This is a genomic window from Streptomyces sp. NPDC049954 (assembly GCF_040656295.1).
In the GTDB taxonomy this organism is placed as follows: domain Bacteria; phylum Actinomycetota; class Actinomycetes; order Streptomycetales; family Streptomycetaceae; genus Streptomyces.
The window spans coordinates 191,194-210,137 of record NZ_JBFALS010000005.1; the positions used below are offsets into that span (position 1 = coordinate 191,194).

At 73.4% G+C, this 18,944-nt stretch carries 19 protein-coding genes and 2 pseudogenes; 8 read left to right on the forward strand and 13 right to left on the reverse strand.

Annotated elements, in window-relative coordinates:
• Positions 1–83: 83 nt before the first annotated feature.
• Complete coding sequence (locus AB0J21_RS12800) at positions 84–734, reverse strand: uridine kinase (RefSeq protein ID WP_363145914.1); 651 nt, start codon at positions 732–734, stop codon at positions 84–86.
• Between the two features lie 303 nt (positions 735–1,037).
• Here AB0J21_RS12800 and AB0J21_RS12805 point away from each other — a divergent pair, with 303 nt between their 5' ends.
• Positions 1,038–1,469 (forward strand): anthrone oxygenase family protein, encoded by a 432-nt coding sequence (locus AB0J21_RS12805; protein WP_363146237.1) that lies wholly within the window; start codon positions 1,038–1,040, stop codon positions 1,467–1,469.
• Between the two features lie 106 nt (positions 1,470–1,575).
• Here the strand turns inward: AB0J21_RS12805 and AB0J21_RS12810 are convergent, their stop codons facing one another.
• The 3 genes from AB0J21_RS12810 to AB0J21_RS12820 all read right to left on the reverse strand — a co-directional run bounded on the left by AB0J21_RS12810 (position 1,576) and on the right by AB0J21_RS12820 (position 3,871).
• Positions 1,576–2,415, reverse strand: a complete 840-nt coding sequence (locus AB0J21_RS12810; protein ID WP_363145915.1) for an SAM-dependent methyltransferase — start codon at positions 2,413–2,415, stop codon at positions 1,576–1,578.
• Between the two features lie 352 nt (positions 2,416–2,767).
• A complete protein-coding gene (locus AB0J21_RS12815; RefSeq protein WP_363145916.1) occupies positions 2,768–3,010 on the reverse strand; it encodes a DUF397 domain-containing protein in 243 nt (80 codons plus the stop codon).
• On the reverse strand, positions 3,011–3,871 hold the full coding sequence (locus AB0J21_RS12820; protein WP_363145917.1) for a helix-turn-helix transcriptional regulator: 861 nt from the start codon (positions 3,869–3,871) through the stop codon (positions 3,011–3,013).
• An 88-nt stretch (positions 3,872–3,959) separates the two neighbouring features.
• Here AB0J21_RS12820 and AB0J21_RS12825 point away from each other — a divergent pair.
• The 3 genes and pseudogenes from AB0J21_RS12825 to AB0J21_RS12835 all read left to right on the forward strand — a co-directional run.
• Positions 3,960–4,235 (forward strand): annotated as a pseudogene (locus tag AB0J21_RS12825) (ATP-binding protein); the annotation flags it as partial.
• Between the two features lie 267 nt (positions 4,236–4,502).
• Positions 4,503–4,712 (forward strand): annotated as a pseudogene (locus AB0J21_RS12830) (ATP-binding protein); the annotation flags it as partial.
• A complete protein-coding gene (locus AB0J21_RS12835; protein WP_363145918.1) occupies positions 4,700–5,146 on the forward strand; it encodes a hypothetical protein in 447 nt (148 codons plus the stop codon). The pseudogene AB0J21_RS12830 and the gene AB0J21_RS12835, both read left to right, overlap by 13 nt.
• 117 nt (positions 5,147–5,263) lie before the next feature.
• Here AB0J21_RS12835 and AB0J21_RS12840 read toward each other — a convergent pair whose 3' ends face one another.
• The 3 genes from AB0J21_RS12840 to pip form a co-directional block, all read right to left on the reverse strand.
• A complete protein-coding gene (locus AB0J21_RS12840) occupies positions 5,264–5,437 on the reverse strand; it encodes a hypothetical protein (protein ID WP_363145919.1) in 174 nt (57 codons plus the stop codon).
• Positions 5,438–5,814: 377 nt separating this feature from the next.
• On the reverse strand, positions 5,815–7,575 hold the full coding sequence (locus AB0J21_RS12845) for an FUSC family protein (protein WP_363146238.1): 1,761 nt from the start codon (positions 7,573–7,575) through the stop codon (positions 5,815–5,817).
• A 424-nt stretch (positions 7,576–7,999) separates the two neighbouring features.
• Positions 8,000–8,980: a prolyl aminopeptidase gene (pip, locus tag AB0J21_RS12850; RefSeq protein WP_363145920.1), complete on the reverse strand. Its 981-nt coding sequence runs from the start codon at positions 8,978–8,980 to the stop codon at positions 8,000–8,002.
• A 289-nt stretch (positions 8,981–9,269) separates the two neighbouring features.
• Here pip and AB0J21_RS12855 point away from each other — a divergent pair, with 289 nt between their 5' ends.
• Positions 9,270–11,492: an NADP-dependent isocitrate dehydrogenase gene (locus tag AB0J21_RS12855; RefSeq protein WP_363145921.1), complete on the forward strand. Its 2,223-nt coding sequence runs from the start codon at positions 9,270–9,272 to the stop codon at positions 11,490–11,492.
• A 120-nt stretch (positions 11,493–11,612) separates the two neighbouring features.
• On the opposite strand, the gene AB0J21_RS12860 is transcribed toward AB0J21_RS12855, so the two are convergent.
• The 3 genes from AB0J21_RS12860 to AB0J21_RS12870 are packed head-to-tail and all read right to left on the reverse strand — an operon-like array spanning position 11,613 to position 15,384.
• Positions 11,613–12,401: a uracil-DNA glycosylase gene (locus AB0J21_RS12860; protein ID WP_363145923.1), complete on the reverse strand. Its 789-nt coding sequence runs from the start codon at positions 12,399–12,401 to the stop codon at positions 11,613–11,615.
• A gap of 59 nt (positions 12,402–12,460) precedes the next feature.
• A complete protein-coding gene (locus AB0J21_RS12865) occupies positions 12,461–13,996 on the reverse strand; it encodes a YfcC family protein (protein ID WP_363145924.1) in 1,536 nt (511 codons plus the stop codon).
• Positions 13,993–15,384 (reverse strand): M20/M25/M40 family metallo-hydrolase, encoded by a 1,392-nt coding sequence (locus AB0J21_RS12870; RefSeq protein WP_363145925.1) that lies wholly within the window; start codon positions 15,382–15,384, stop codon positions 13,993–13,995. Before AB0J21_RS12870 ends, AB0J21_RS12865 begins: the two co-directional genes overlap by 4 nt.
• Positions 15,385–15,604: 220 nt before the next feature.
• On the opposite strand from AB0J21_RS12870, the gene AB0J21_RS12875 reads away from it, so the two are divergent.
• Positions 15,605–16,045, forward strand: a complete 441-nt coding sequence (locus tag AB0J21_RS12875) for an RNA-binding S4 domain-containing protein (RefSeq protein ID WP_363145926.1) — start codon at positions 15,605–15,607, stop codon at positions 16,043–16,045.
• 13 nt (positions 16,046–16,058) lie between these two features.
• On the opposite strand, the gene AB0J21_RS12880 is transcribed toward AB0J21_RS12875, so the two are convergent.
• Positions 16,059–16,748, reverse strand: coding sequence for a class I SAM-dependent methyltransferase (locus AB0J21_RS12880; RefSeq protein WP_363145927.1), 690 nt, complete (start codon positions 16,746–16,748; stop codon positions 16,059–16,061).
• 131 nt (positions 16,749–16,879) lie between these two features.
• On the reverse strand, positions 16,880–17,548 hold the full coding sequence (locus AB0J21_RS12885; protein ID WP_363145928.1) for an NAD(P)H-binding protein: 669 nt from the start codon (positions 17,546–17,548) through the stop codon (positions 16,880–16,882).
• 100 nt (positions 17,549–17,648) lie between these two features.
• Here AB0J21_RS12885 and AB0J21_RS12890 point away from each other — a divergent pair, with 100 nt between their 5' ends.
• A complete protein-coding gene (locus AB0J21_RS12890; protein WP_363145929.1) occupies positions 17,649–18,035 on the forward strand; it encodes a helix-turn-helix domain-containing protein in 387 nt (128 codons plus the stop codon).
• A 152-nt stretch (positions 18,036–18,187) separates the two neighbouring features.
• Positions 18,188–18,421, forward strand: coding sequence for a DUF6343 family protein (locus AB0J21_RS12895; RefSeq protein ID WP_363145930.1), 234 nt, complete (start codon positions 18,188–18,190; stop codon positions 18,419–18,421).
• 103 nt (positions 18,422–18,524) lie between these two features.
• Here the strand turns inward: AB0J21_RS12895 and AB0J21_RS12900 are convergent, their stop codons facing one another.
• Positions 18,525–18,902, reverse strand: coding sequence for a tetratricopeptide repeat protein (locus AB0J21_RS12900; protein ID WP_363145931.1), 378 nt, complete (start codon positions 18,900–18,902; stop codon positions 18,525–18,527).
• Between the last annotated feature and the right edge of the window lie 42 nt (positions 18,903–18,944).

Below are 18,944 nucleotides of genomic sequence, written 5' to 3' on the forward strand. Positions count from 1 at the left end.
GCCGTCCGGGCAGAGCGGCGCCGTCCGGCCCTCGCCATTCTCACCGCATACCACACGGTGCGCACCCGCAGCGCGGGCTACGCTCACTCGGCGTAATGGCCAGGTGGCCGCCAGGCGGGATGCCGGGGGTCGTCGGCCCGCACCAGGATGTCCGCGACCTCGGCGGGGGCGGTGTCCTCCTCGTAGCGGGCGAAGGCGGGCAGGGTCCACTGCTCGTCCTGCGGGGTGCGCCGGCGCAGCGCTCCCTCGCTGAGTGAGAGGTGCACACCGAGGTCGATGGGGAACCAGTGCCCGAACAGCAGCGGTCCGTGCAGCAGGAGGAAGCCGCCGGGCGGCAGCGTCACGTACGGGGAGCGGGTGGCCCGGTCGGTGAGCGGATCCCACAGGTCGGGCAGGACGCGCCCCTCGCCGCCGGGGTCGAGGGGGCCGAACACCTCGCGCCAGAGCGCGGGGACGTCGAACCAGCCGGAGTAGTAGGAGGCGGGGTCCTTGTGCCCGTACTCGTAGCGCAGCGAGGCCGGGCGCAGGAATCCCTCGGTGGCGACGGGCAGCGCGAAGCGTCCGCGTTCGCGCAGCGCTCCCGCGACGCTCTCGGCGAGGTCCCCGGGGCGGGCCGCGGGGGCGCCGTCGAAGGCGGCCCGGACCCGCTCCCCGCCGTCGGCGGGCTCCGTGGTCAGCAGCTGCTCGGCGAGGGACGCGGTGAGCCGTTCCCAGGTGATCGCTTCGAATCGCACGGGGTCCATCCTGCCGGTCGGCCCGCGCGGAGACGAGGGGCGGGCCCTCCGGGAGCCGACGCCGGGCGGCGGGGCACGGGTGCCACCCGTTCGGGTGAGTGCCGGTTCACGAGAGTTGTCCACAGGCATGGTCAAAGCGCTCGGGGGCCGCTTCACTTGATCCCGTCGGCGGTCACGTGGTGTGACCGTCCGTATGTGGATCGGGGGATCATGAAGACCGAGTCGTTGTGGCAGGCCGAGGGCTCCTCACTGGAAGGCCCGCATTTCCTGCTGGTGTTGGCGGCGGCGGTGTGCTGCGGGCTGATGGCGGGCGTGTTCTTCGCCTTCTCCGTCTCGGTGATGCCGGCGCTGCGTCAGTTGCCACCGCCCCAGGGGCTGGCCGCGATGCAGCGGATCAACAAGGTGATCGTCAACCCGCTCTTCCTCGCGGTGTTCCTGGGCGCCGCCGTGCTGTGCGCGACGGCGGCCGTGGTCACCCTGGTGCGGCGCCCGGAGAGCGGGTTGACGGAGGTGCTGCTGGGCTGCGGGCTGTATCTCGTCGGCGGCTTCGGTGTGACGGCGGCGGCCAACGTGCCGCGCAACACCGCTCTGGAGGCGATCGATCCGCAGGCTGCCACGAGTGAGGAGCCGTGGCGGCGCTACCTCGCCGAGTGGACGGTGTGGAACCACATACGGTGCGGTGCCTCGGCGGCCGCGCTGATCTCCCTCGTCCTGGCCCTGGCCGGGGGGAGCTGAGGGCCCGGCCGGCGGCGGCAGCACCCGGGGCGCGGCAGTACGGGCCGGCCGCCGGCTCCCGGCCGGGCCGGGCTCGCGCGCGGTGGCCGGTCCCCGTACCCGGCCGTCAGTTCTTGCGGGCGATCCCCACCCAGCCGGGGAGCGGTCGGCCGTCCGGCGTGGGGACGCGCTCGGCGTCCCCGGGCGCCCACTCGCCGAGGGGGACCACGCCGGGGCCCAGGGGTTCGAGGCCCTCGAAGAAGCGCTCGACGCCGTCACGGTGGCGCAGCGCCATGGTGATGCCGCTCTTCCGGTAGAGGTCGAGGGCGTCGTCCGCCTTCCCCGGGTTGAAGTCCGCGGTGCCCTGCGTGAGGACGAGGTAGCTGCCGGGGGCGAGTGGTTCCACGAGCCCCCGCACGATGTCGTAGGCGCCCTGCTCGTCGGAGATGAAGTGCATGAGCGCGATGAGGGAGAGCGTGACGGGCCGGTCGAAGTCGAGGACGGAGCCCGCCGCTTCGAGGATGCTCTCCGTTTTGCGGGCGTCGGCCTGCACGTATTCGGTGACGCCCTCGGGGGTGCTGCGCAGCAGTGCTTCGGCGTGGCGCAGCACGATCGGGTCGTTGTCGGCGTAGACGACGCGCGATTCCGGGGCCACGCTCTGGGCGACCTGGTGCAGGTTGGGTTCGGTCGGGATGCCGGTGCCGACGTCGAGGAACTGGCGGGTGCCCTGCTCGGCGGTCCAGCGGGTGGCAGCGCGCATGAAGGAGCGGTTGGCGACGGCCATGTCCGCGACACGGGGTTCGAGGAGGCTCAGTTGCTTCCCCATCTCCTCGTCGACCACGTAGTTGTCCTTGCCGCCGAGGAACCAGTCGTAGATGCGGGCGGGGTGGGGCCGGGTGGTGTCGACGGGCGGCAGGGGCGCGGTGCCGCCCGAGGCGGAAGGGGAGGGTATGTCGTGCCCGGTCATGTGACGCTCCTGTAATCCGGTGACGGGAGGGCGGAACAGAGTGCGAACAGAGGTGGTGCGACGGACGGCCCGTCAGGCGGGCCGGTGGATGCGCACCGCGGTCCTCGCCGGCGCCCGGCGGGGCCGGTCGCGCGCGGGCGGCCGGTCGGACTCACCAGATGCTATGTCGCGGGGCGCCGTGCGTGCGGGGGGCCACCGGGATGCCGTGAATGTGTCCGGACACGAAAACGCCGGGGCTCGTGGAGCCGAGCCCCGGCCGGTGCGGGAAGAGCCGAAGGGAAGGAGGGGGAAGGCGGTCCCACCAGCAAGGGAGCGCGTGGGTGGGGGTTGGGGGGAGGCGGAGCCGCGCGGCTCAGGACAGGAGGAAGTCCGCCTGTCCGGCCTTGGCCCCCTGGATGAAGGCGGTGATCTCGGCCGGGGTGTAGATGAGCGCCGGGCCTTCGGGATCGGCGGACTGCCGGAACGCGATCCGTCCGTCGGCCAGTTTCATGGCCTCCACGCAGTTGCCGCCGTTACCGCCGCTCCACGGTTTGTGCCAGCCGACGCTGCCGAGCTCCCCCGCGGGCATGCCGTTGTATATCCGGACGCGGTCCATTCACAGCTCCTTGCGGACATCCCGGAGGACCTCCTTTGTGCGTTGTGCAGTAGCGGCGTGAGCCGCCATGTGGTCCATGACCTCCAGATACGTGGCCACTTCCGGTCGCCCGTCGAGGTAGACGGCGCCGGTGAGGTACTCCACGTAGACCATGTCCGGGAGTTCGGGCATGGGGAATCGGAACAGGACGAAGGGTCCGAAGGTGCCGGGGTGCGGCCCGGCGCTGAACTCGGCGATCTGGAGGGTCACATGGGGGAGGGCGGAGACTTCGAGCAGCCGGTCGATCTGCTCGCGCATGATCCTCGGCTCCCCCGCCGGCCGGCGCAGCACCGTCTCGTCCATGACGACCCACAGGCGCGGGGCGTCCTCCCGTACGAGAAGTTTCTGACGGCGCAGCCGGAGGTCCACGTGCCGCTCGACGTCCTCGGGGCCGGTGCGGCCGAGGGAACCGGCGAGCATCACGGCCCGCGCGTAGTCCTCGGTCTGGAGCAGACCCGGGACGAAGTGCGGTTCGTAGCTGCGGATGAGGCCGGCGGCCCCTTCGAGGCTGACGTACATGCTGAACCAGCCGGGAAGGATGTCGTGGTACCGCTGCCACCAACCGGGCTGGTTCGCGTCCTCCGCGAGGGTGACGAAGGCTTCGGCCTCTTCGGCGGACGCGCCGTAGGACTGAAGCAGGAGCTGAAGGTACGGAATCTTCAGCGCGACCTCGGCCGTTTCCATGCGACGGACCGTGGCGGGGGCGACACGCAGGACCTTGGCCGCCTGTTCTCGGCTGAAGCCGGCGTTCTCGCGCAGGTCCTGCAGGCGCTTGCCCAGGACCACCTGACCAACGGTCGGCGCGGACCGCGGTTCGCTCACGTCGACCTCCCTTGGCGAACAGTTCCCGAGCAGTGTGCCATGCGTCGCAACTGAAGCACACTGCACTTTGGACTTTTCAGAGTGACCCTTGCCAAGTGTTCGCGGCGGGGCGATAGTGGCACACGTGATTCCGTCCGCTCCGTTAATCACCAACCAGGCCACCGATCGCTGCGCGAGCTTCGAGCTGGCAGCGCATCCGGGCTCTGCCGCGCAGGCCCGGAGGCTCACTCGTGCCCAGCTCACCGGCTGGTCCGTCGCCGAGGACACGTGCGAGGCGGCGACCCTGGTCGTCTCCGAGCTGGTCACCAACGCGATCGTGCACACGAGCAGCCGGCAGATCGTCTGCGAGCTGCGCGAGGTGCGCGCTCCGGAGGAGGGCTCCCCGAGAGGGAGAGACTCGGGCCGTACGCCACGCACGGGGGGACACCGCGCGGTGCCAGAGAGTCGTATCGCCCCGGGCGCCCTGGACATCGATGTCAGAGACGGCGTGGACCCGCTTCAGGTGCGGTCCGCCTCCGCTGCCCGCCCTGCGTCCGCCGGGCTTCCGGCCGAGGGCCACCCCGTGGCCGCTTCCGCCGCCGGGGCCGGGGCGCCCGTCGTCCGTACGGGAGGCGGGGCCCGTACGGGCGGCGGTGCCCGGTTGTTCATAGCCGTGCGGGACGAGGGGTGCAGCGGGGTGCCCGAAAGCCCGCGGCAGAACCCGCAGGACGAGCACGGGCGGGGCCTGTTCCTGGTCGCCGCGGTGAGTACCGCCTGGGGGACCCATGAGGCGGAGCACGGTTCGGGACTGGTCGTCTGGGCGGAGCTGCCCCGGGAAGAGGGAGCTGAATGCACACGGTGACGGCACGTTCGCTGGGCCTGGACACGCTGCTGGGCCTCGCTCGCGGCAAGGGGCGCGGAGCGGAGCGCGGTGCGCTGGTCAAGCTGTCCGTACCGAACGGGATGACCACGTCGATGGGTACGGACGCCGTCGGGGTGCCCGAGGCGCTGGCCCGGCGGGTGATGGGCCGGCTGCCGAGAATGGGCTGCGTCTTCAGTGACGGCGGCCGCTGGTGGTGGATCGTGCCCTCGGGCTCGGACGTCGCCCTGGAGTGGCCGGCACCCGTGCACTACGCCGCCGGGGCGCTGGTTCCCGACAGCCGACGCGAGCCGGAGCTGCTGCACCGTCCCTCGGGCAAGGCTCCGTACACGCCGCCCATTCCGCTGTACGTGACGCTGTGCCGGCTCACCGACACCTTGCCGGCGTGGTCACGGCCGGCCCCCGCCACGGGCTGAGCACCGGCTGCCACGGCCCCTGATACGGGGGCTCGCGCCCGTCGCCGGACCGGCACCCGGGCCACGCGCGCGGGTGCGGGGCCTGGTGCGCGTCGGCCGTCCCGGCTCGCGACCGGTTCAGTCCCGGGCCTCCCGGGCGCGGACGATGACCAGGAACACGTCCTGAGCCAGGTCCATGACCACTTCGGCGGCCGTCCCCTCCCCGCGCAGGGCACGGGCGAACTCCTCGGCCGGCCAGGAGCCCCGCGGGCCGCCCGCAGGGAAACGCTCCAGCACCACTCGCTTGTTCACGGCTCCACCCCGTCCTGTCCGTCGTGTCCGTCGCGTCGTCGGCCGCTCTCGTCCGTCGTCGGCCGGCCGGTCTCGCCCGAGACAACGACGGCCCGCACGTCCACGTCACGCTGATGGCGGTGGCCTGTCGGCGGTCGGTGCGGTACGGGCTTGTCGAGAATGACGCACAAGTGGACGTCCTGGGCCGCACTGTGACCTTTCCGTCACCTGTTTGCCCCCGGCTTATGACAGCGCGAGGGATCGCGCGGTGCGCGCGGGGGCGTGGAGGGACGGCGCACGGCGACGCGTGGGCTCCCCCTCGTCCCAGAACCCCTCACCCGGGACTCGTGGCCCGTCACCCGGCAGCGGCCCCCGCCACCCCGTCGGTGCCCGTGCGGTCAGCAGGCGGCCTTGGCGCGGGAGCTGTCGAGTTCGCCGAGGAGCGCGTTGAGGCGTTCGCTGTCGCGCTCGGGCAGCCGGCCGGCGTCGTCGTAGTGGACGGCGGCGGCCGTCGTCGTGTCGACGAGGCGTTCGAGTACGGCGGTGACGTCGGCGGCGCCCTCGGTGTGCCGCGCGAGGGTGGGCAGCTCGGCGGCGGACAGTTCCACGGCGGTACGGGCCTGGGCGAGGGAGCGGTAGGCGGCGCGGCGCAACGCCCAGCGGCCGGGCCGGTCCTCGGAGCCGCTGAGGACGTGCCCGAGGTAGTCGGTGGCGGCCTGCGAGGCGGCGGTGAGGCGGCTGCGGACGACGTTGCCGCGCCGGCCGGGCAGCGGCAGGTGGCCGACGAGGAGGACGATCGCGCAGGCCAGCAGCGAGTCGGTGACGCGGTTCCAGGTGGCCTGGGTCTCCCCGCCGAGTCCGACGAGGGCGAGGACGAGGACGGTGACGACGGCGGTCTGGACCGCGAAGTGGCGCATGCCGAGCGGGATCAGCGCGCCGCACACGGCGACGAGCGCGACGAGCCCGGCGGCACCCGGCAGCGGCACCGGCCGCAGGACGGTCACCAGGAGGGCGAAGAGCGCGGCCCCCACGAGGGTGCCCGCGACCCGGCACAGCACGCGGGAGGCGAGCGGTCCGAGGTCGGGCTTCACGAGGAAGACGGCGGTCGCGGGCAGCCAGTACCAGTGGTCGGGGTTGAGGGCCTGGGCCGCGGCGGCGCTGGCCCCCAGGCACAGCGCGACCCGGGCGCCGTACTCGCGTCCCGCCGGTCCGGTGGCGCGGCGCAGCCCTTCGCGCAGAGGGCCGCGCCGGGTGCGGGCCGTCGCGAGCCCGGCCCGTCCTGCCGTGTCGAAGGCGGTGACGGCGTCGAGCAGGGCGTTGTCGAGGGAGCGCAGACCGGCGGCGTCCCTGCTGGGCGCGGGGACGGCGCCGGGGACGGTGTCGAGCAGGACGGCGTCCGCGAGGTCCCGGCACCCCCGGGCGGCGCGGGCGGGCAGCGGTGTCCCGGTCCAGGCCAGGGCGGTGGCGGCCTCGGCGAGCGGCAGGGCCGCCGAGAACCTGGCGTGCAGCCGGCGTTCGGCGGCGCTGCTCGCGAAGCGACGCAGCCGGGGGCCCGCGAGGGCGTCCTGTGCCTGGTCGAGGGCGGTGGTGAGCGCGGCGCGGCGGGACAGGGCGCGGTCGGTGCCCGTGGCGTCGAGGAGGTCGGCGACGGCGGTGTAGACGGCGGCGACGGCGCCGCGTTCGCCGTCGAGCCGGTACGGGTTGCGGGTGGTCCTGCCGGGTGAGGGCAGGACCAGGCGCAGGGCGAGCAGCCAGCCGGCGCCGGCGAGGAAGAACAGGGCCCGCTGCCAGCCGGGCTCGGGCAGGGGCATGCCGGCGCCGATCGCGGCCGTCACGAGCAACTGGGTGCCCACGCCGGAGGCGACGGGCCCGATCGCGCTGACGGCGCCCGCGAGCAGCCCGAGGACGGCGAGCACGAGCGGCAGGACGAGGGCCCGCCGCGGGTCGGGGGTGAGGGCCGTGGCGTAGGAGCCGAGGAGGAGTCCGCAGGCTCCGGCGAGGGCGGGCGCGGACAGCCGCAGGACGGCGGTGCGGCGGGGGCCGGGCCGGTCGTTGATCGCGGCGAGCAGCGTGCCGAGCGCGGCCATGACCCCGGCGGTGGGGCGGCCCGCGGCGACGGCGAGCAGCAGCGGGAGGACGGCGAGGCCGCCCCGGGCCATGGCGATCCAGGGCACGGGCCCGCGCTGGGCGCGCAGGGCGTGGCCGAGCCACGGCGGGAGGGTGGTGGTGCGCGGGGTGCGCGCGGTGGTGCGGTCGCGGAGGACGCGTACGGACAAGCTGGCTCCAGTCGGCAGGTCACGGCGGTCGCGGATGTGCGACCGTCCGGCGCGATCACGTGAGGTGATGCCTGCGGACAACGTCGGCCTTGGCTCCTGACCAGGGTACGGGAGCGCGTGTCACGACCGGAAACGACCGGGTTTCCGGGAGGTGAAGACGGCGGCGCCCTTCGCTCGTCCGCGGGTGACCCCGTATTCCTCGGGTGACCCCGTACATGGGTGGCGGGCACGGCTCGGGCGGCGGCAGTCTCTGCGGCATGTCAGAAACCCCGCCCGCTCGGCGCGCCGCCCGGGGCCCCGTGACCCGCTACGCCGCCCCGTCCGCCCATCGCGCCGCGTACCGGTCCGTCGCCCTGACGATCTCGCTGACCACGCCGGCCGCGCCCGCGTGGTGGCCCGTGTCGTCGACGAGGACGAGTTCCGCGTCGGGCCAGGCTGCGGTGAGGCGCCAGGGGACGCCGGTGAGGTTCTGCGGGTCCAGGGCGCCCTGGACGATGGTGCCGGGGATGCCGCGCAGCCGGTGCGCCTCGCGCAGGACGACCTCGTCGCCGCCCAGGAAGTGGTCCTGGCTGAAGTAGTGGGTGACCAGGCGCGCGAAGCCGAGGCGGAAGCGGGGGTCCTCGTAGCGGGGCTCGGAGCGGGGCGGGGCGGGGACGATCGCGGTCTCCCAGTCGGTCCAGTCCCGGGCGGCCAGGGCGCGCACGGCGGGGTCGGGCGACTCCAGGAGCCGGTGGTAGGCGGCGGCGAGGTCGCCGTCGCGGTCCTCCTCGGGTACTCCGGCGACGAAGCGGGCGAAGGCTTCGGGGAAGAACCGGCCGAGGCCCCGGGTGAGGAGGGCGACCTCGGCGCGGCTGCCGGTGGCCAGTCCGGTGAGGACGAGCGCCCGTACGCGCTCGGGGTGCAGCTCGGCGTAGCGCAGGGCGAGGACGGAGCCGAAGGAGGCGCCCCACACGAGCCAGCGGTCGATGCGCAGGGCGGTGCGCAGCGCCTCCAGGTCGGCGAGGAGGTGCGGCAGCGTGTTGGTGGAGAGGTCGGTGCCGGGTTCGCCCGCGTGCGGGGTGCTGCGTCCGGCGCCACGCTGGTCGAGAAGGACGACGCGGTAGCGCCGCGGGTCGAAGTACCGCCGGGAGAAAGGGGTGCTGCCCGAACCGGGCCCGCCGTGCAGGACGACGACGGGCAGGCCCCGCGGGTTCCCGCTCGTCTCCCAGTGGAGCCGGTGGCCGTCACCCGTGTCCAGGTCGCCCTGCTCGTACGGGTCGGTGGCGGGATACGGGGCGTGAGAAGGCATCCGCGCAGCGTAGAGCCGGCGGGAGCGGTGGCGCACGGTATTTGCCGGCACGGTCCCACGGGTCCGCCCAGGTGATCCGCGCGGTCCGGCGCCGCGATCCGGCGGCTCGTCCCGGAGCTCGTTCCGGGGGTTGGTTCCGGCGGCTCGTTCCGGGGGCTCGTCCCGGAGCTCGTTCCGGCGGCTCGTTCCGCGGGCCGGGGCCCTTTCGGACGGGGCGCCTCTTCGGGATATCTTGATGTCGAGCAATATTGAAGAGACAGAAGACTGTGGAGACGGAGCGGAGCACCCGGTGACTGACTCGACCATCATCTATACGCACACCGACGAGGCCCCGGCCCTGGCGACGTACTCGTTCCTGCCGGTGATCGAGGCCTACGCCTCGACGGCCGGTGTCGCCGTGGAGAGCCGCGACATCTCGCTGGCCGGGCGGATCATCGCCGGGTTCCCCGAGTGGCTGGAGGAGGGGCAGCGCGTCGAGGACGCGCTCGCCGAGCTGGGCAAACTGGCCCAGACGCCCGAGGCCAACATCATCAAGCTGCCGAACATCTCGGCCTCGATCCCGCAGCTCAAGGCCGCGATCGCCGAGCTGCAGAAGCAGGGCTACGCGCTGCCGGACTACCCGGACGACCCGAAGACCGACCAGGACCGCGACGTCCGCGCGCGGTACGACAAGGTCAAGGGCAGCGCCGTGAACCCGGTGCTGCGCGAGGGCAACTCCGACCGCCGCGCGCCCGCCTCCGTCAAGAACTACGCGAAGGCGCACCCGCACCGCATGGGTGCCTGGACGTCCGGGTCGAAGACGAACGTGGCGACGATGTCCGCCGACGACTTCCGCTCCACCGAGCAGTCCGTGGTGGTCCCCGCCGAGGACAGCCTGCGCATCGAGCTGTCGGGCGACGACGGCTCCACGACGGTGCTGCGCGAGTCGGTCCCGGTCCTCGCCGGTGAGGTGGTGGACGCCTCCGTCATGCACGTGGCGGCGCTGCGCGAGTTCCTGACCGCGCAGGTCGCGCGCGCCAAGGCCGAGGGTGTGCTGTTCTCCGTGCACCTGAAGGCGACGATGATGAAGGTCTCCGACCCGATCATCTTCGGTCACGTCGTACGGGCCTTCTTCCCGAAGACCTTCGCCGAGTACGGCGCGCAGCTCGCCGCCGCCGGCCTGACCCCGAACGACGGTCTGGGCGGCATCCTCAAGGGCCTGGAGGGCCTGCCCGAGGGCGCGAAGATCAAGGAGTCCTTCGAGGCCGAGCTGGCGGAGGGCCCGGAGCTGGCCTACGTCGACTCCGACAAGGGCATCACCAACCTGCACGTGCCCTCGGACGTCATCGTCGACGCCTCGATGCCCGCGATGATCCGCACCTCGGGTCACATGTGGGACAAGAACGGCAACGAGGCGGACACCCTCGCGGTCATCCCGGACAGCAGCTACTCCGGGATCTACCAGGTCGTCATCGACGACTGCCGCGCCCACGGCGCCTACGACCCGGCCACGATGGGCTCGGTGCCGAACGTCGGCCTCATGGCGCAGAAGGCCGAGGAGTACGGCAGCCACGACAAGACCTTCGAGATCCCCGTCACCGGCACCGTCCGGGTCGTGAACACGAAGGGCGAGGCGGTCCTGGAGCTGCCCGTCGGCGCCGGCGACATCTTCCGCATGTGCCAGACCAAGGACGCGCCGATCCGCGACTGGGTCAAGCTGGCCGTGACCCGCGCCCGCGCCACCGGCGTCCCGGCGATCTTCTGGCTGGACGAGGGCCGCGCCCACGACGCCAACCTCATCGCGAAGGTCGAGCAGTACCTCCCGGAGCACGACACCGAGGGCCTGATCATCGAGATCAGGACGCCCGAGGACGCGATCGCGTACTCCCTGGAGCGCATCCGCCGCGGCGAGGACACCATCTCGGTGACCGGCAACGTGCTGCGCGACTACCTCACGGACCTGTTCCCGATCCTGGAGCTTGGCACCAGCGCCAAGATGCTGTCGGTGGTCCCGCTGATGAACGGCGGCGGCCTGTTCGAGACCGGCGCCGGTGGTTCCGCGCCCAAGCACGTGCAGCAGCTGGTCAAGGAGAACTACCTGCGCTGGGACAGCCTCGGTGAGTTCCTCGCGCTCGCGGTGAGCTTCGAGCACCTCGCGCAGACCACCGGCAACGCCCGCGCGCAGGTTCTGGCGGACACCCTGGACCGGGCGACCGGCACCTTCCTCAACGAGGACAAGTCGCCCAGCCGCAAGCTCGGTGGCATCGACAACCGCGGCAGCCACTTCTACCTCGCCCTGTACTGGGCGCAGGAGCTGGCCAAGCAGACCGAGGACGCGCAGCTCGCCGGTGCCTTCGCGGCGCTCGCGACGTCGCTGGCCGAGCAGGAGGAGAAGATCGTCGGCGAGCTGATCGCCGTACAGGGCTCCCCGGCCGACATCGGCGGCTACTACCAGCCCGACTCCGCGAAGGCCGCGTCCGTGATGCGCCCCTCGGCCACTCTCAACGAGACCCTGGCCTCCCTGAAGGGCTGAGCACTTCCCCGGCAGGCTGAGCGCGCACCGCTGAAGGGCTGAGCGCGCACCGCGCCCGAGCGCCGCACGGCCCCGCCGTTCCCGTACCTCTCGTACGGGACGGCGGGGCCGTCCGCTTGGTCAGCCCTCCTGGCCGTCCCCGCTTGTTCGGCCCTCGCGCGGCCCGTCGGTGGCCAGTCCGGCGGCGTGCGCGGCGCCGGACAGGACCTCGCGCAGCATCGCGGGGGTCAGCCGGCCGGTGAAGGTGTTGCGCTGGCTGACGTGGAAGCAGCCGAACAGGTCGAGGGGCGGACCGCCGTCCGCCGCCTCCAGGACGACCCGGGCGCCGTGGCCGAAGACGGGCCGGGGCCGGGGCACCCGCCAGCCGGCGGCGGCGAGGGCGGGCAGCGCGGCCTGCCAGCCGAAGGCGCCGAGGACGACGGCGGACCGCAGCCCGGGCCGCAGCAGCTCCAGCTCGCTCACCAGCCAGGGCCGGCAGGTGTCGCGTTCGGCGGGGGTGGGCTTGTTGGCGGGCGGTGCGCAGTGCACGGGGGCGGTGACCCGTACCCCGCGCAGTTCCAGCCCGTCGTCGGCCGAGACGGCGGTGGGCCGGCTGGCGAGTCCCACGTCGTACAGGGCGCGGAAGAGGACGTCGCCGGAGCGGTCGCCGGTGAACATGCGGCCCGTGCGGTTGCCGCCGTGCGCGGCGGGCGCGAGGCCGATCAGCGCGAGCGGGGCGTCGGCGGGGCCGAAGCCGGGCACGGGCCGGCCCCAGTACTCCTGGTCGGCGAAGGCCGCGCGTTTCTCGCGGGCGACCTCCTCGCGCCACTCGACGAGCCGGGGGCAGGCCCGGCAGTCGGCGACGCGCCCGTCGAGTGCGGCCATGCTCCGTGCCGGGTCCCGCCCCGCGCTCCGCGTGCCGTTCGTCATGTCGTCCCAGGGTAGGCGGACCGGGTGCGGACGCGGGCGGGGCCGGGCCCGGCCCGAGGTCAGGTCCACACGGCGCCGAGCGCGACGAAGGCGCACACGAGGACGAACAGCAGGGCGAGCAGTGGCCAGACGAACCGCAGGTACTTGTCGTAGCCGACCTTCGCGAGAGCCACGCCGCCGATGGTGACGGCGGTGGTCGGCACCCACAGGTTCATCCAGCCGCTCGCGGCCTGCCACGCGGTGACGACGAGGGCGCGGGAGACGCCCGCGAAATCGGCGAGCGGCGCGAGGATCGGCATGGCGAGGGTCGCGTGGCCGGAGGTGGACGGGATCAGGAAGGCGAGGGGCAGGTTGACGACGAAGATGATGACGGCGAACAGGCCCGAGGAGGTGCCTTTCACGACGCCCTCGATGGCGTGCAGCACGGTGTCCGTGACCCGCGCGTTGTTCATGATCACGGTGACGCCCCGGGCCAGGAGGATCACGAGGGCGGGCGAGATGAAGTCGGCGGCGCCCTGCACGAGGGTGGCGCTGAGCCGGGCCTCGCCGAGCCGGGCGACGAGGCCGACGAGCACGGCCGCGCAGAGGAACAGGGCGGCGAGCTGCGGGAAGGACCAGCCGAGTTCGAATCCGTAGGGGGTGGCGTCGGCGTTCCCGGTGAGGGCGTTGGACCAGGGCACCACCGAGAAGATCATGAAGGCGAAGATCAGGCCGACCAGCCACAGGACGAACTGGTGCAGCCGGCTCAGTGGCGGCGTCTCCTCCTGCGCGGTGACGACGTGCTCCCGGTCCCCCGGCCGGAACCCGCCCAGCGACCGTTCCGGGTTGCGCCGCACGCGCCGTGCGTAGCGGATGACGTAGAGGACGGTCACGGTGGTGAGGACGATCCACATGAAGAAGCGCAGGACGATGCCGTCGCCGAGGGAGATGTCGGCGGCCGAGGAGGCCACCCCGGTCGCGAAGGGATTGACGGTGGAGCACAGCACGCCGACGCCCGCGCCGAGGATGATCGCCCCGGTGGCGACGAGCCGGTCGTAGCCGAGGACGAGCATGAGCGGCACGATCAGCCCGTAGAAGCCGAGGGTCTCCTCGGCGAAGCCCTCGACGGTACCGAGGACGGAGAAGACGACCATGATGCCCGCGATGAGCAGCGGCCCGCGCTCGCGCAGCCGGTGCGCGAGGCGTTCGATGCCCCGGTCGAGGGCGCCGGTCGCGAAGACGACGGTGATGAACGCGCCGATCGCGAGGACGAAGAGGAACACCCCGGCGCTGCCGTACAGCTCGCCCGACAGGTCGGGCCCCACCTGTCCGCTCTTCGCGTCCTGGATGCCGTACAGGCCGTTGACGGGGGCGAGGAAGAGGTCGTTGAACCGGTCGACGAGGCTCTGCCCGGAGTCGACGCGGTGGTAGGTGCCCTCGACGGGGGCGCCGTCGGCGTCGCGCCGGTACTCGCCGGAGGGGATGAGGAAGGCGAGGGCCCAGACGGCGACCGTGACGATCGCGAGGACCGTCAGGGCGCTGGGGAAGGTGAAGCCCTTCCCGCCGCCGTCGCCGGCGTTGGCCGTCCGTTCGTCCTTGACGTCGCTGTGGCTCATGCGGCGCCGCCCCGGCCCTTGGTGCCCGCGGCGCGGGCGGCGGCGAAGTCACGCAGGAACAGTGCCTCGGCGAGGACGGTGTTGCGCAGTTCGGAGAAGAGGACGCGTTCGTTGGGGGCGTGCAGGTTGCACTGGTTGTCCTGCGCCCCGAAGAGCAGCACCTCGGCCTGCGGGGCGGCCCGGGCGAGGCCGTTGACCAGGGGGATCGAGCCGCCGGTCGCGATGTAGCGGGTGTCCTCGCCCCAGGCTGCGGCGAGCGCGGCGCGGGCCGCGCGGTGGCCCGGCCCGTCGGTGGCCGCCTCGTAGCCGGGGCCGGTGTCGCCGGGGGTGACGGTGAGGCTCACTCCGTAGGGCTTGAGGGCGGCGAGGTGGTCGACGAGGGCGCGCTGGGCCTCGCGCGGGTCCTGGTGGGGGTGGAAGCGGAGGTTGAGTTTGGCGCGGGCGTAGGGGACGACGGCGGACGCGGCCCGGTCCACGCTCGGCGCGTCGAGGCCGATGACGGTGACGGCGGGCCCGGTCCACAGGCGTTCGCCGAGCCCGCCGGTGCCGAGCAGCGGCACGCCGTCCAGGACGCCGGCCAGTGCGCGGAACTCCTCCTCGGTGTACCCGGCGCCCGTCCACTCCTCGCGGCGCAGCCCGGCGACGGCGACGTTCCCTCTCTCGTCGTGCAGGCTCGCGAGAGCGCGTACGAGGGTGAGCAGGGCATCGGGCGCGGCCCCGCCGAACTCCCCGCTGTGCCGGGGCTCTTCGAGGGTCCTGACCTCGACGGTGAGCTCGCTCGCGCCGCGCAGGGCGCTCGTGAGGGTGGGGGTGCCGGGCCGGATGTTGCCGAGGTCGGCGATCAGCAGGGCGTCGCAGGCGAAGCGGCCGGGGTCGGTGGGCGGGTAGTCGTCGAAGGCGCTGCCGTACTCCTCCTGGCCCTCCAGGACGAGCTTGACGCCGCACGGCGGCCGTCCCTCGTACACGCGCAGCAGCCCGAGGTGGGCGATGACGTTGGACTTGTCGTCGGCGATGCCCCGGGCGCGCAGTCCGCCCTCGACCGGGGTGGGGGTGAACGGCGGGGACAGCCACAGCTGTTCGTCGCCCGGGGGCTGCACGTCGTAGTGCCCGTAGAGCAGGACGGTGGGCGCGTCGGGGTGCGGGGGCGGGACGTGGGCGTAGAGGACCGGGGCGGTGTCCGGCAGGTCGATGCGTTCGACGTGCTGGGCACCGGCGTCCCGCAGGAGGCCGGCGAGCAGGTCGTGGGCCTGCTGGACGGGTTCGGGCGGGTAGCCGGGGAAGGCGATGGACGGGATCTCGGCGAGCCGGATCAGGTCGCGTGTCAACCCGTCCATGAGCCTGTCGACCCGGTTCCCCAGTTCCAGGTCGTCGTGCGGGTCCTGCTCCATGCCGTGCCCTTCGCCGCCGCTGTCCACCGGGCCGGCAGGCGGCCGGCCCGGGCGGCCAGAATCGCGGACCGGGTACGGCGGTGCACGGCCATTCGGCCGTATCGGGCCCGGGGTAATCCGTACGGGTGCGAGAAGGGGCCCGGCGTCGTGCTCACGGGTGTGCGGCGCAGCGCGGGCGATCCCTGCGGGTGCGGGGTGGCGGCCGACTAGGCTCGGTGGCATGGCGAGCGAGGGAACGCAGGAGGGCGGCAGCGTCCGCGTCGACGTGTGGCTGTGGTCGGTGCGGATGGTCAGGACGCGGTCGGCGGCCACGGCGGCCTGCCGGGCGGGGCACGTGCGGGTCAACAAGGAGCCGGCGAAGGCGGCGGCCCCGGTGCGGGTGGGTGACGAGGTGCGGCTGCGGCACGAGGGCCGCGACCGGGTCCTCGTCGTGCGCGGGCTGCTGCGCAAGCGTGTCGGGGCGCCGGTCGCCGTCGAGTGCTACGTGGACCACAGCCCGCCGCCCCCGCCGCGTGAGGCGGTCGCCCCGGCCGGGATCAGGGACCGGGGCGCGGGCCGTCCCACCAAGCGGGACCGCAGGGAGCTGGAGCGGCTGCGCGGGGTCTGGGGCAATGTGACCCCGCCGCCCGGCGGGGCCGGACGGACGGGGCGGCCAGGCTGACGCGCGGCCGCTCTCAGGAGGCGGCGACCGCGCGGACCCAGATGCCGTCGTCCGTGAGGACTTCGGCGACTTCGAGCCCGGCCTCGGCGAGGGCCGCGCGGAAGGCCGCGTCGTCCAGCGGGCGGGACAGGAAGGTCTGGGTCCAGCGCGCGTCGGGGAACTCGTACTCGGCGTGGACCTGGTGGACGCCGTCGCCGCGCGGGGTGGCAGAGACGATGCGCACCGTGTACCCGGCCGGGTCGACACGCTCGCGCGGGAGGTCCTGGTGGTAGTGGGCGCCCTCCCGCTGGACGAGGACGCTGCCGCCGTCGGCGAGGTGCCGCCGACAGGTGCGCAGCAGTCCGCGCCGTACCTCTGCGTCGCCCGCGTGCACGAGGAACGAGCCGAGCAGCACGATGTCGAAGCTCTCCCCGAGGTCGAGTTCCTCGATCGCCGAGCGGACGGTTCGCGCCCCGCGCACCCGCTCCAGCATCTCGGCGGACTCGTCGACCGCGGTGACGGCGAACCCGCGCTCCAGCAGGGGATGCGTCACCCGGCCCACCCCGCAGCCCAGTTCGAGGACGCGGGCGCCCGGCGGGGAGGCCGCGGCGATGATCTCCGGTTCCTCGCCCACCCGCAGCCGCTCGTACAGTTCGACCGCGCAGCCGTCCGGGGTGAGCGCCCCAGGCCCCGTACCGCCGTATCCCTCACGATGCGTCGTCATCCGCCACTCCCCGGTCCGGGACGTACGCCCTGCCCCGCCGGCGAGCGGCAGCGGCGGGCTGTGCCTTGTCGGCACCTGTGGGTACAACGAGGCCCGAAGAGGCGCGAGTTCCCCGCTCGACGGGTGCGCGGTCACTCGTACACGGAGATGCGGGTGCGGTGGTGCCGCGGCGCCTCGAACTCGTCCAGCACCGCCACCGCGAGGTCGGCGTACGACAGCCGCGCCGTCGCCGGATCGGGGGCCGTGTCGCCTCCGACGCGGTAGCGGCCGGTCCGCGGGGCGTCCCGTTCCAGCCGGGCCGGCGGGGTCAGCACGAGCCAGTCGACGGGGGTGTCCGCCGCTCGCAGCCGGTCCAGCCCGGCCTGCTGTGCGAGGGCGAAGGGGCGGATGGGCGGGGGAAGGAGCGCGGGATCGTCCAGCACCGGCGCGCCGTCCGGGCCCTTGAGGGTCGCGAACAGGCCGACGACCAGGAGCCGGTGCACGCGCGCCTCGGTCAGCCCCCGCAGCAGCGCCTCGGCGGCCTTGACGAAGAACTCGGGGTCCAGGTCCGCGAATCCCTGCTCCGGACCGGTGAACGGGCTGACCGCGTGCACGGCGGCGTCCTGGCCCTCGCTCGCGGTGGCCACCGCGAGCGGGTCCGTGATGTCGCCTCCGAGCACCCGCACCCCGTCCGTCCCGATCCCCGTGTGCTTGCGCGGATCGCGTACCACCGCGGTGACCCGGTGCCCCCGGCGGCGCGCCTCCCGGGTGACCGCCCGGCCCGCGCGGCCTCCCGCACCGAACACGACGATCCCACTCATGTCTGCCCCCTTCCTGGGCGGCGGGCGACTCCCACCGCCCGGGAGACGGTAGCCACCGGGGTGCCGGTTACCGCAACGAAACCGGCTACCGTCCCTGTCCATGGACGAGCCCTTGGACCCCGAGCTGTTCGATCCCCTGTGCCCCTCCGCGGCCCTGCCGATCCGCATCGGCGACAAGTGGACCGCGATGGTCGCGATCTGTCTGGAGAACGGCCCCCGGCGCTTCGGCGAGCTGCGGGTCCCCCTGCGGGGCATCACCCCGAAGGTGCTCACCGAGACCCTGCGGGCGATGGAACGCGACGGACTGGTGACCCGCACCTCCTACGCCGAGAACCCGCCCCGCGTCGAGTACGCGTTGACGCCACTGGGCCACAGCCTGTTCTCCCTGATCGCCGCGGCCCGCACCTGGAGCAGGGAGCACCTGCCCGCGCTGCTCGCCGCCCGGGCCGCCTCCCACGCCGCGCGGCCGGTCCGCCGGGGCGGGTGAGGACGGCCCCGTCAGCCCCTCTCCGCAGTGGCCTCGTCCGCCCGTCTCCGCATCCGTCCCGAACGAGTGCCCGATTCGCTTCCCTCCCGGACAGGATCGAGGTACACCGGAAGAGAAGGGACGAAAGGGGCATCCGATGAGCGGAGAGTGCCATGCGTACCGGGAGTGAACCACTGACCGCGAAGAGTCCCCTGAAACTGCGTTTCTGGCTGAGCCTGTGGGGCGAGCTGCTGACGATCGGCGCCACCGTCGGTTTCTCGCTGGCCGATGAGCCCGGCCTCGCGGCGGTGAGCGCGGTCCTGTGGGTGCTGGTCACGATCGACCTGATCGTCGTGCTCGTACGCCTGCACACCGGCCACCAGCCACCACAGTTGTGGCCCATGTGACAGCACGCCTGTGAGAGAGCGGTGCGTGAGCGTGTGCGCGGGAACACGCGGAGAGCCAAGGGACCGCCGGCGATCGCCGGCGGTCCCTTTCGTGTCGTCCGCTCTACTCCGGCCCGACCGGCTCCTCGAAGCCGGCGGCCTTGAGGTACTGGGGCTGCGGGTCGAGGGCGGCGGCGAGCCGGAAGTGGCGTCGCGCCTGCTCGGGGCGGTTGGCCCGTTCGAAGGTGCGGGCGAGGGCGAAGTGGGCGAAGGCGTTGTCCGGCTCTCGCTCCAGCACGAGACTGAACTCCAGCTCGGCGCCGCGCAGTTGCGCCGAGGCGAAGAAGGCGCGGGCGCGCAGCAGGCGGGCCGCGGTGTTCTCGGGGTGGGCGGCGATCACGGAGTCCAGGAGCTTCACGGCGCCGCGCGGGTCGCGGGCCGCGAGCAGGTGCTCGGCGGCCCGGAAGTCGATGACGTGGTTCTCCGGGGTGCTTTCGGGCATGGCGGTGTCCTTCCCTCACTGCCCAGGGGCAACACCGGGCAC

What these genes read in the sequence shown, in the direction of transcription:
- AB0J21_RS12895 (WP_363145930.1), top strand. Translation starts at nt 18,188, where the DNA reads ATGCGTACCGGGAGTGAACCACTGACCGCGAAGAGTCCCCTGAAACTG.
- AB0J21_RS12865 (WP_363145924.1), bottom strand. Translation starts at nt 13,996, where the DNA reads ATGAGCCACAGCGACGTCAAGGACGAACGGACGGCCAACGCCGGCGAC.
- AB0J21_RS12870 (WP_363145925.1), bottom strand. Translation starts at nt 15,384, where the DNA reads ATGGAGCAGGACCCGCACGACGACCTGGAACTGGGGAACCGGGTCGAC.
- AB0J21_RS12860 (WP_363145923.1), bottom strand. Translation starts at nt 12,401, where the DNA reads ATGACGAACGGCACGCGGAGCGCGGGGCGGGACCCGGCACGGAGCATG.
- AB0J21_RS12810 (WP_363145915.1), bottom strand. Translation starts at nt 2,415, where the DNA reads ATGACCGGGCACGACATACCCTCCCCTTCCGCCTCGGGCGGCACCGCG.
- AB0J21_RS12885 (WP_363145928.1), bottom strand. Translation starts at nt 17,548, where the DNA reads ATGAGTGGGATCGTCGTGTTCGGTGCGGGAGGCCGCGCGGGCCGGGCG.
- AB0J21_RS12845 (WP_363146238.1), bottom strand. Translation starts at nt 7,575, where the DNA reads ATGGCCCGGGGCGGCCTCGCCGTCCTCCCGCTGCTGCTCGCCGTCGCC.
- pip (WP_363145920.1), bottom strand. Translation starts at nt 8,980, where the DNA reads ATGCCTTCTCACGCCCCGTATCCCGCCACCGACCCGTACGAGCAGGGC.
- AB0J21_RS12880 (WP_363145927.1), bottom strand. Translation starts at nt 16,748, where the DNA reads ATGACGACGCATCGTGAGGGATACGGCGGTACGGGGCCTGGGGCGCTC.
- AB0J21_RS12900 (WP_363145931.1), bottom strand. Translation starts at nt 18,902, where the DNA reads ATGCCCGAAAGCACCCCGGAGAACCACGTCATCGACTTCCGGGCCGCC.
- AB0J21_RS12835 (WP_363145918.1), top strand. Translation starts at nt 4,700, where the DNA reads ATGCACACGGTGACGGCACGTTCGCTGGGCCTGGACACGCTGCTGGGC.
- AB0J21_RS12875 (WP_363145926.1), top strand. Translation starts at nt 15,605, where the DNA reads ATGGCGAGCGAGGGAACGCAGGAGGGCGGCAGCGTCCGCGTCGACGTG.
- AB0J21_RS12890 (WP_363145929.1), top strand. Translation starts at nt 17,649, where the DNA reads ATGGACGAGCCCTTGGACCCCGAGCTGTTCGATCCCCTGTGCCCCTCC.
- AB0J21_RS12815 (WP_363145916.1), bottom strand. Translation starts at nt 3,010, where the DNA reads ATGGACCGCGTCCGGATATACAACGGCATGCCCGCGGGGGAGCTCGGC.
- AB0J21_RS12805 (WP_363146237.1), top strand. Translation starts at nt 1,038, where the DNA reads ATGGCGGGCGTGTTCTTCGCCTTCTCCGTCTCGGTGATGCCGGCGCTG.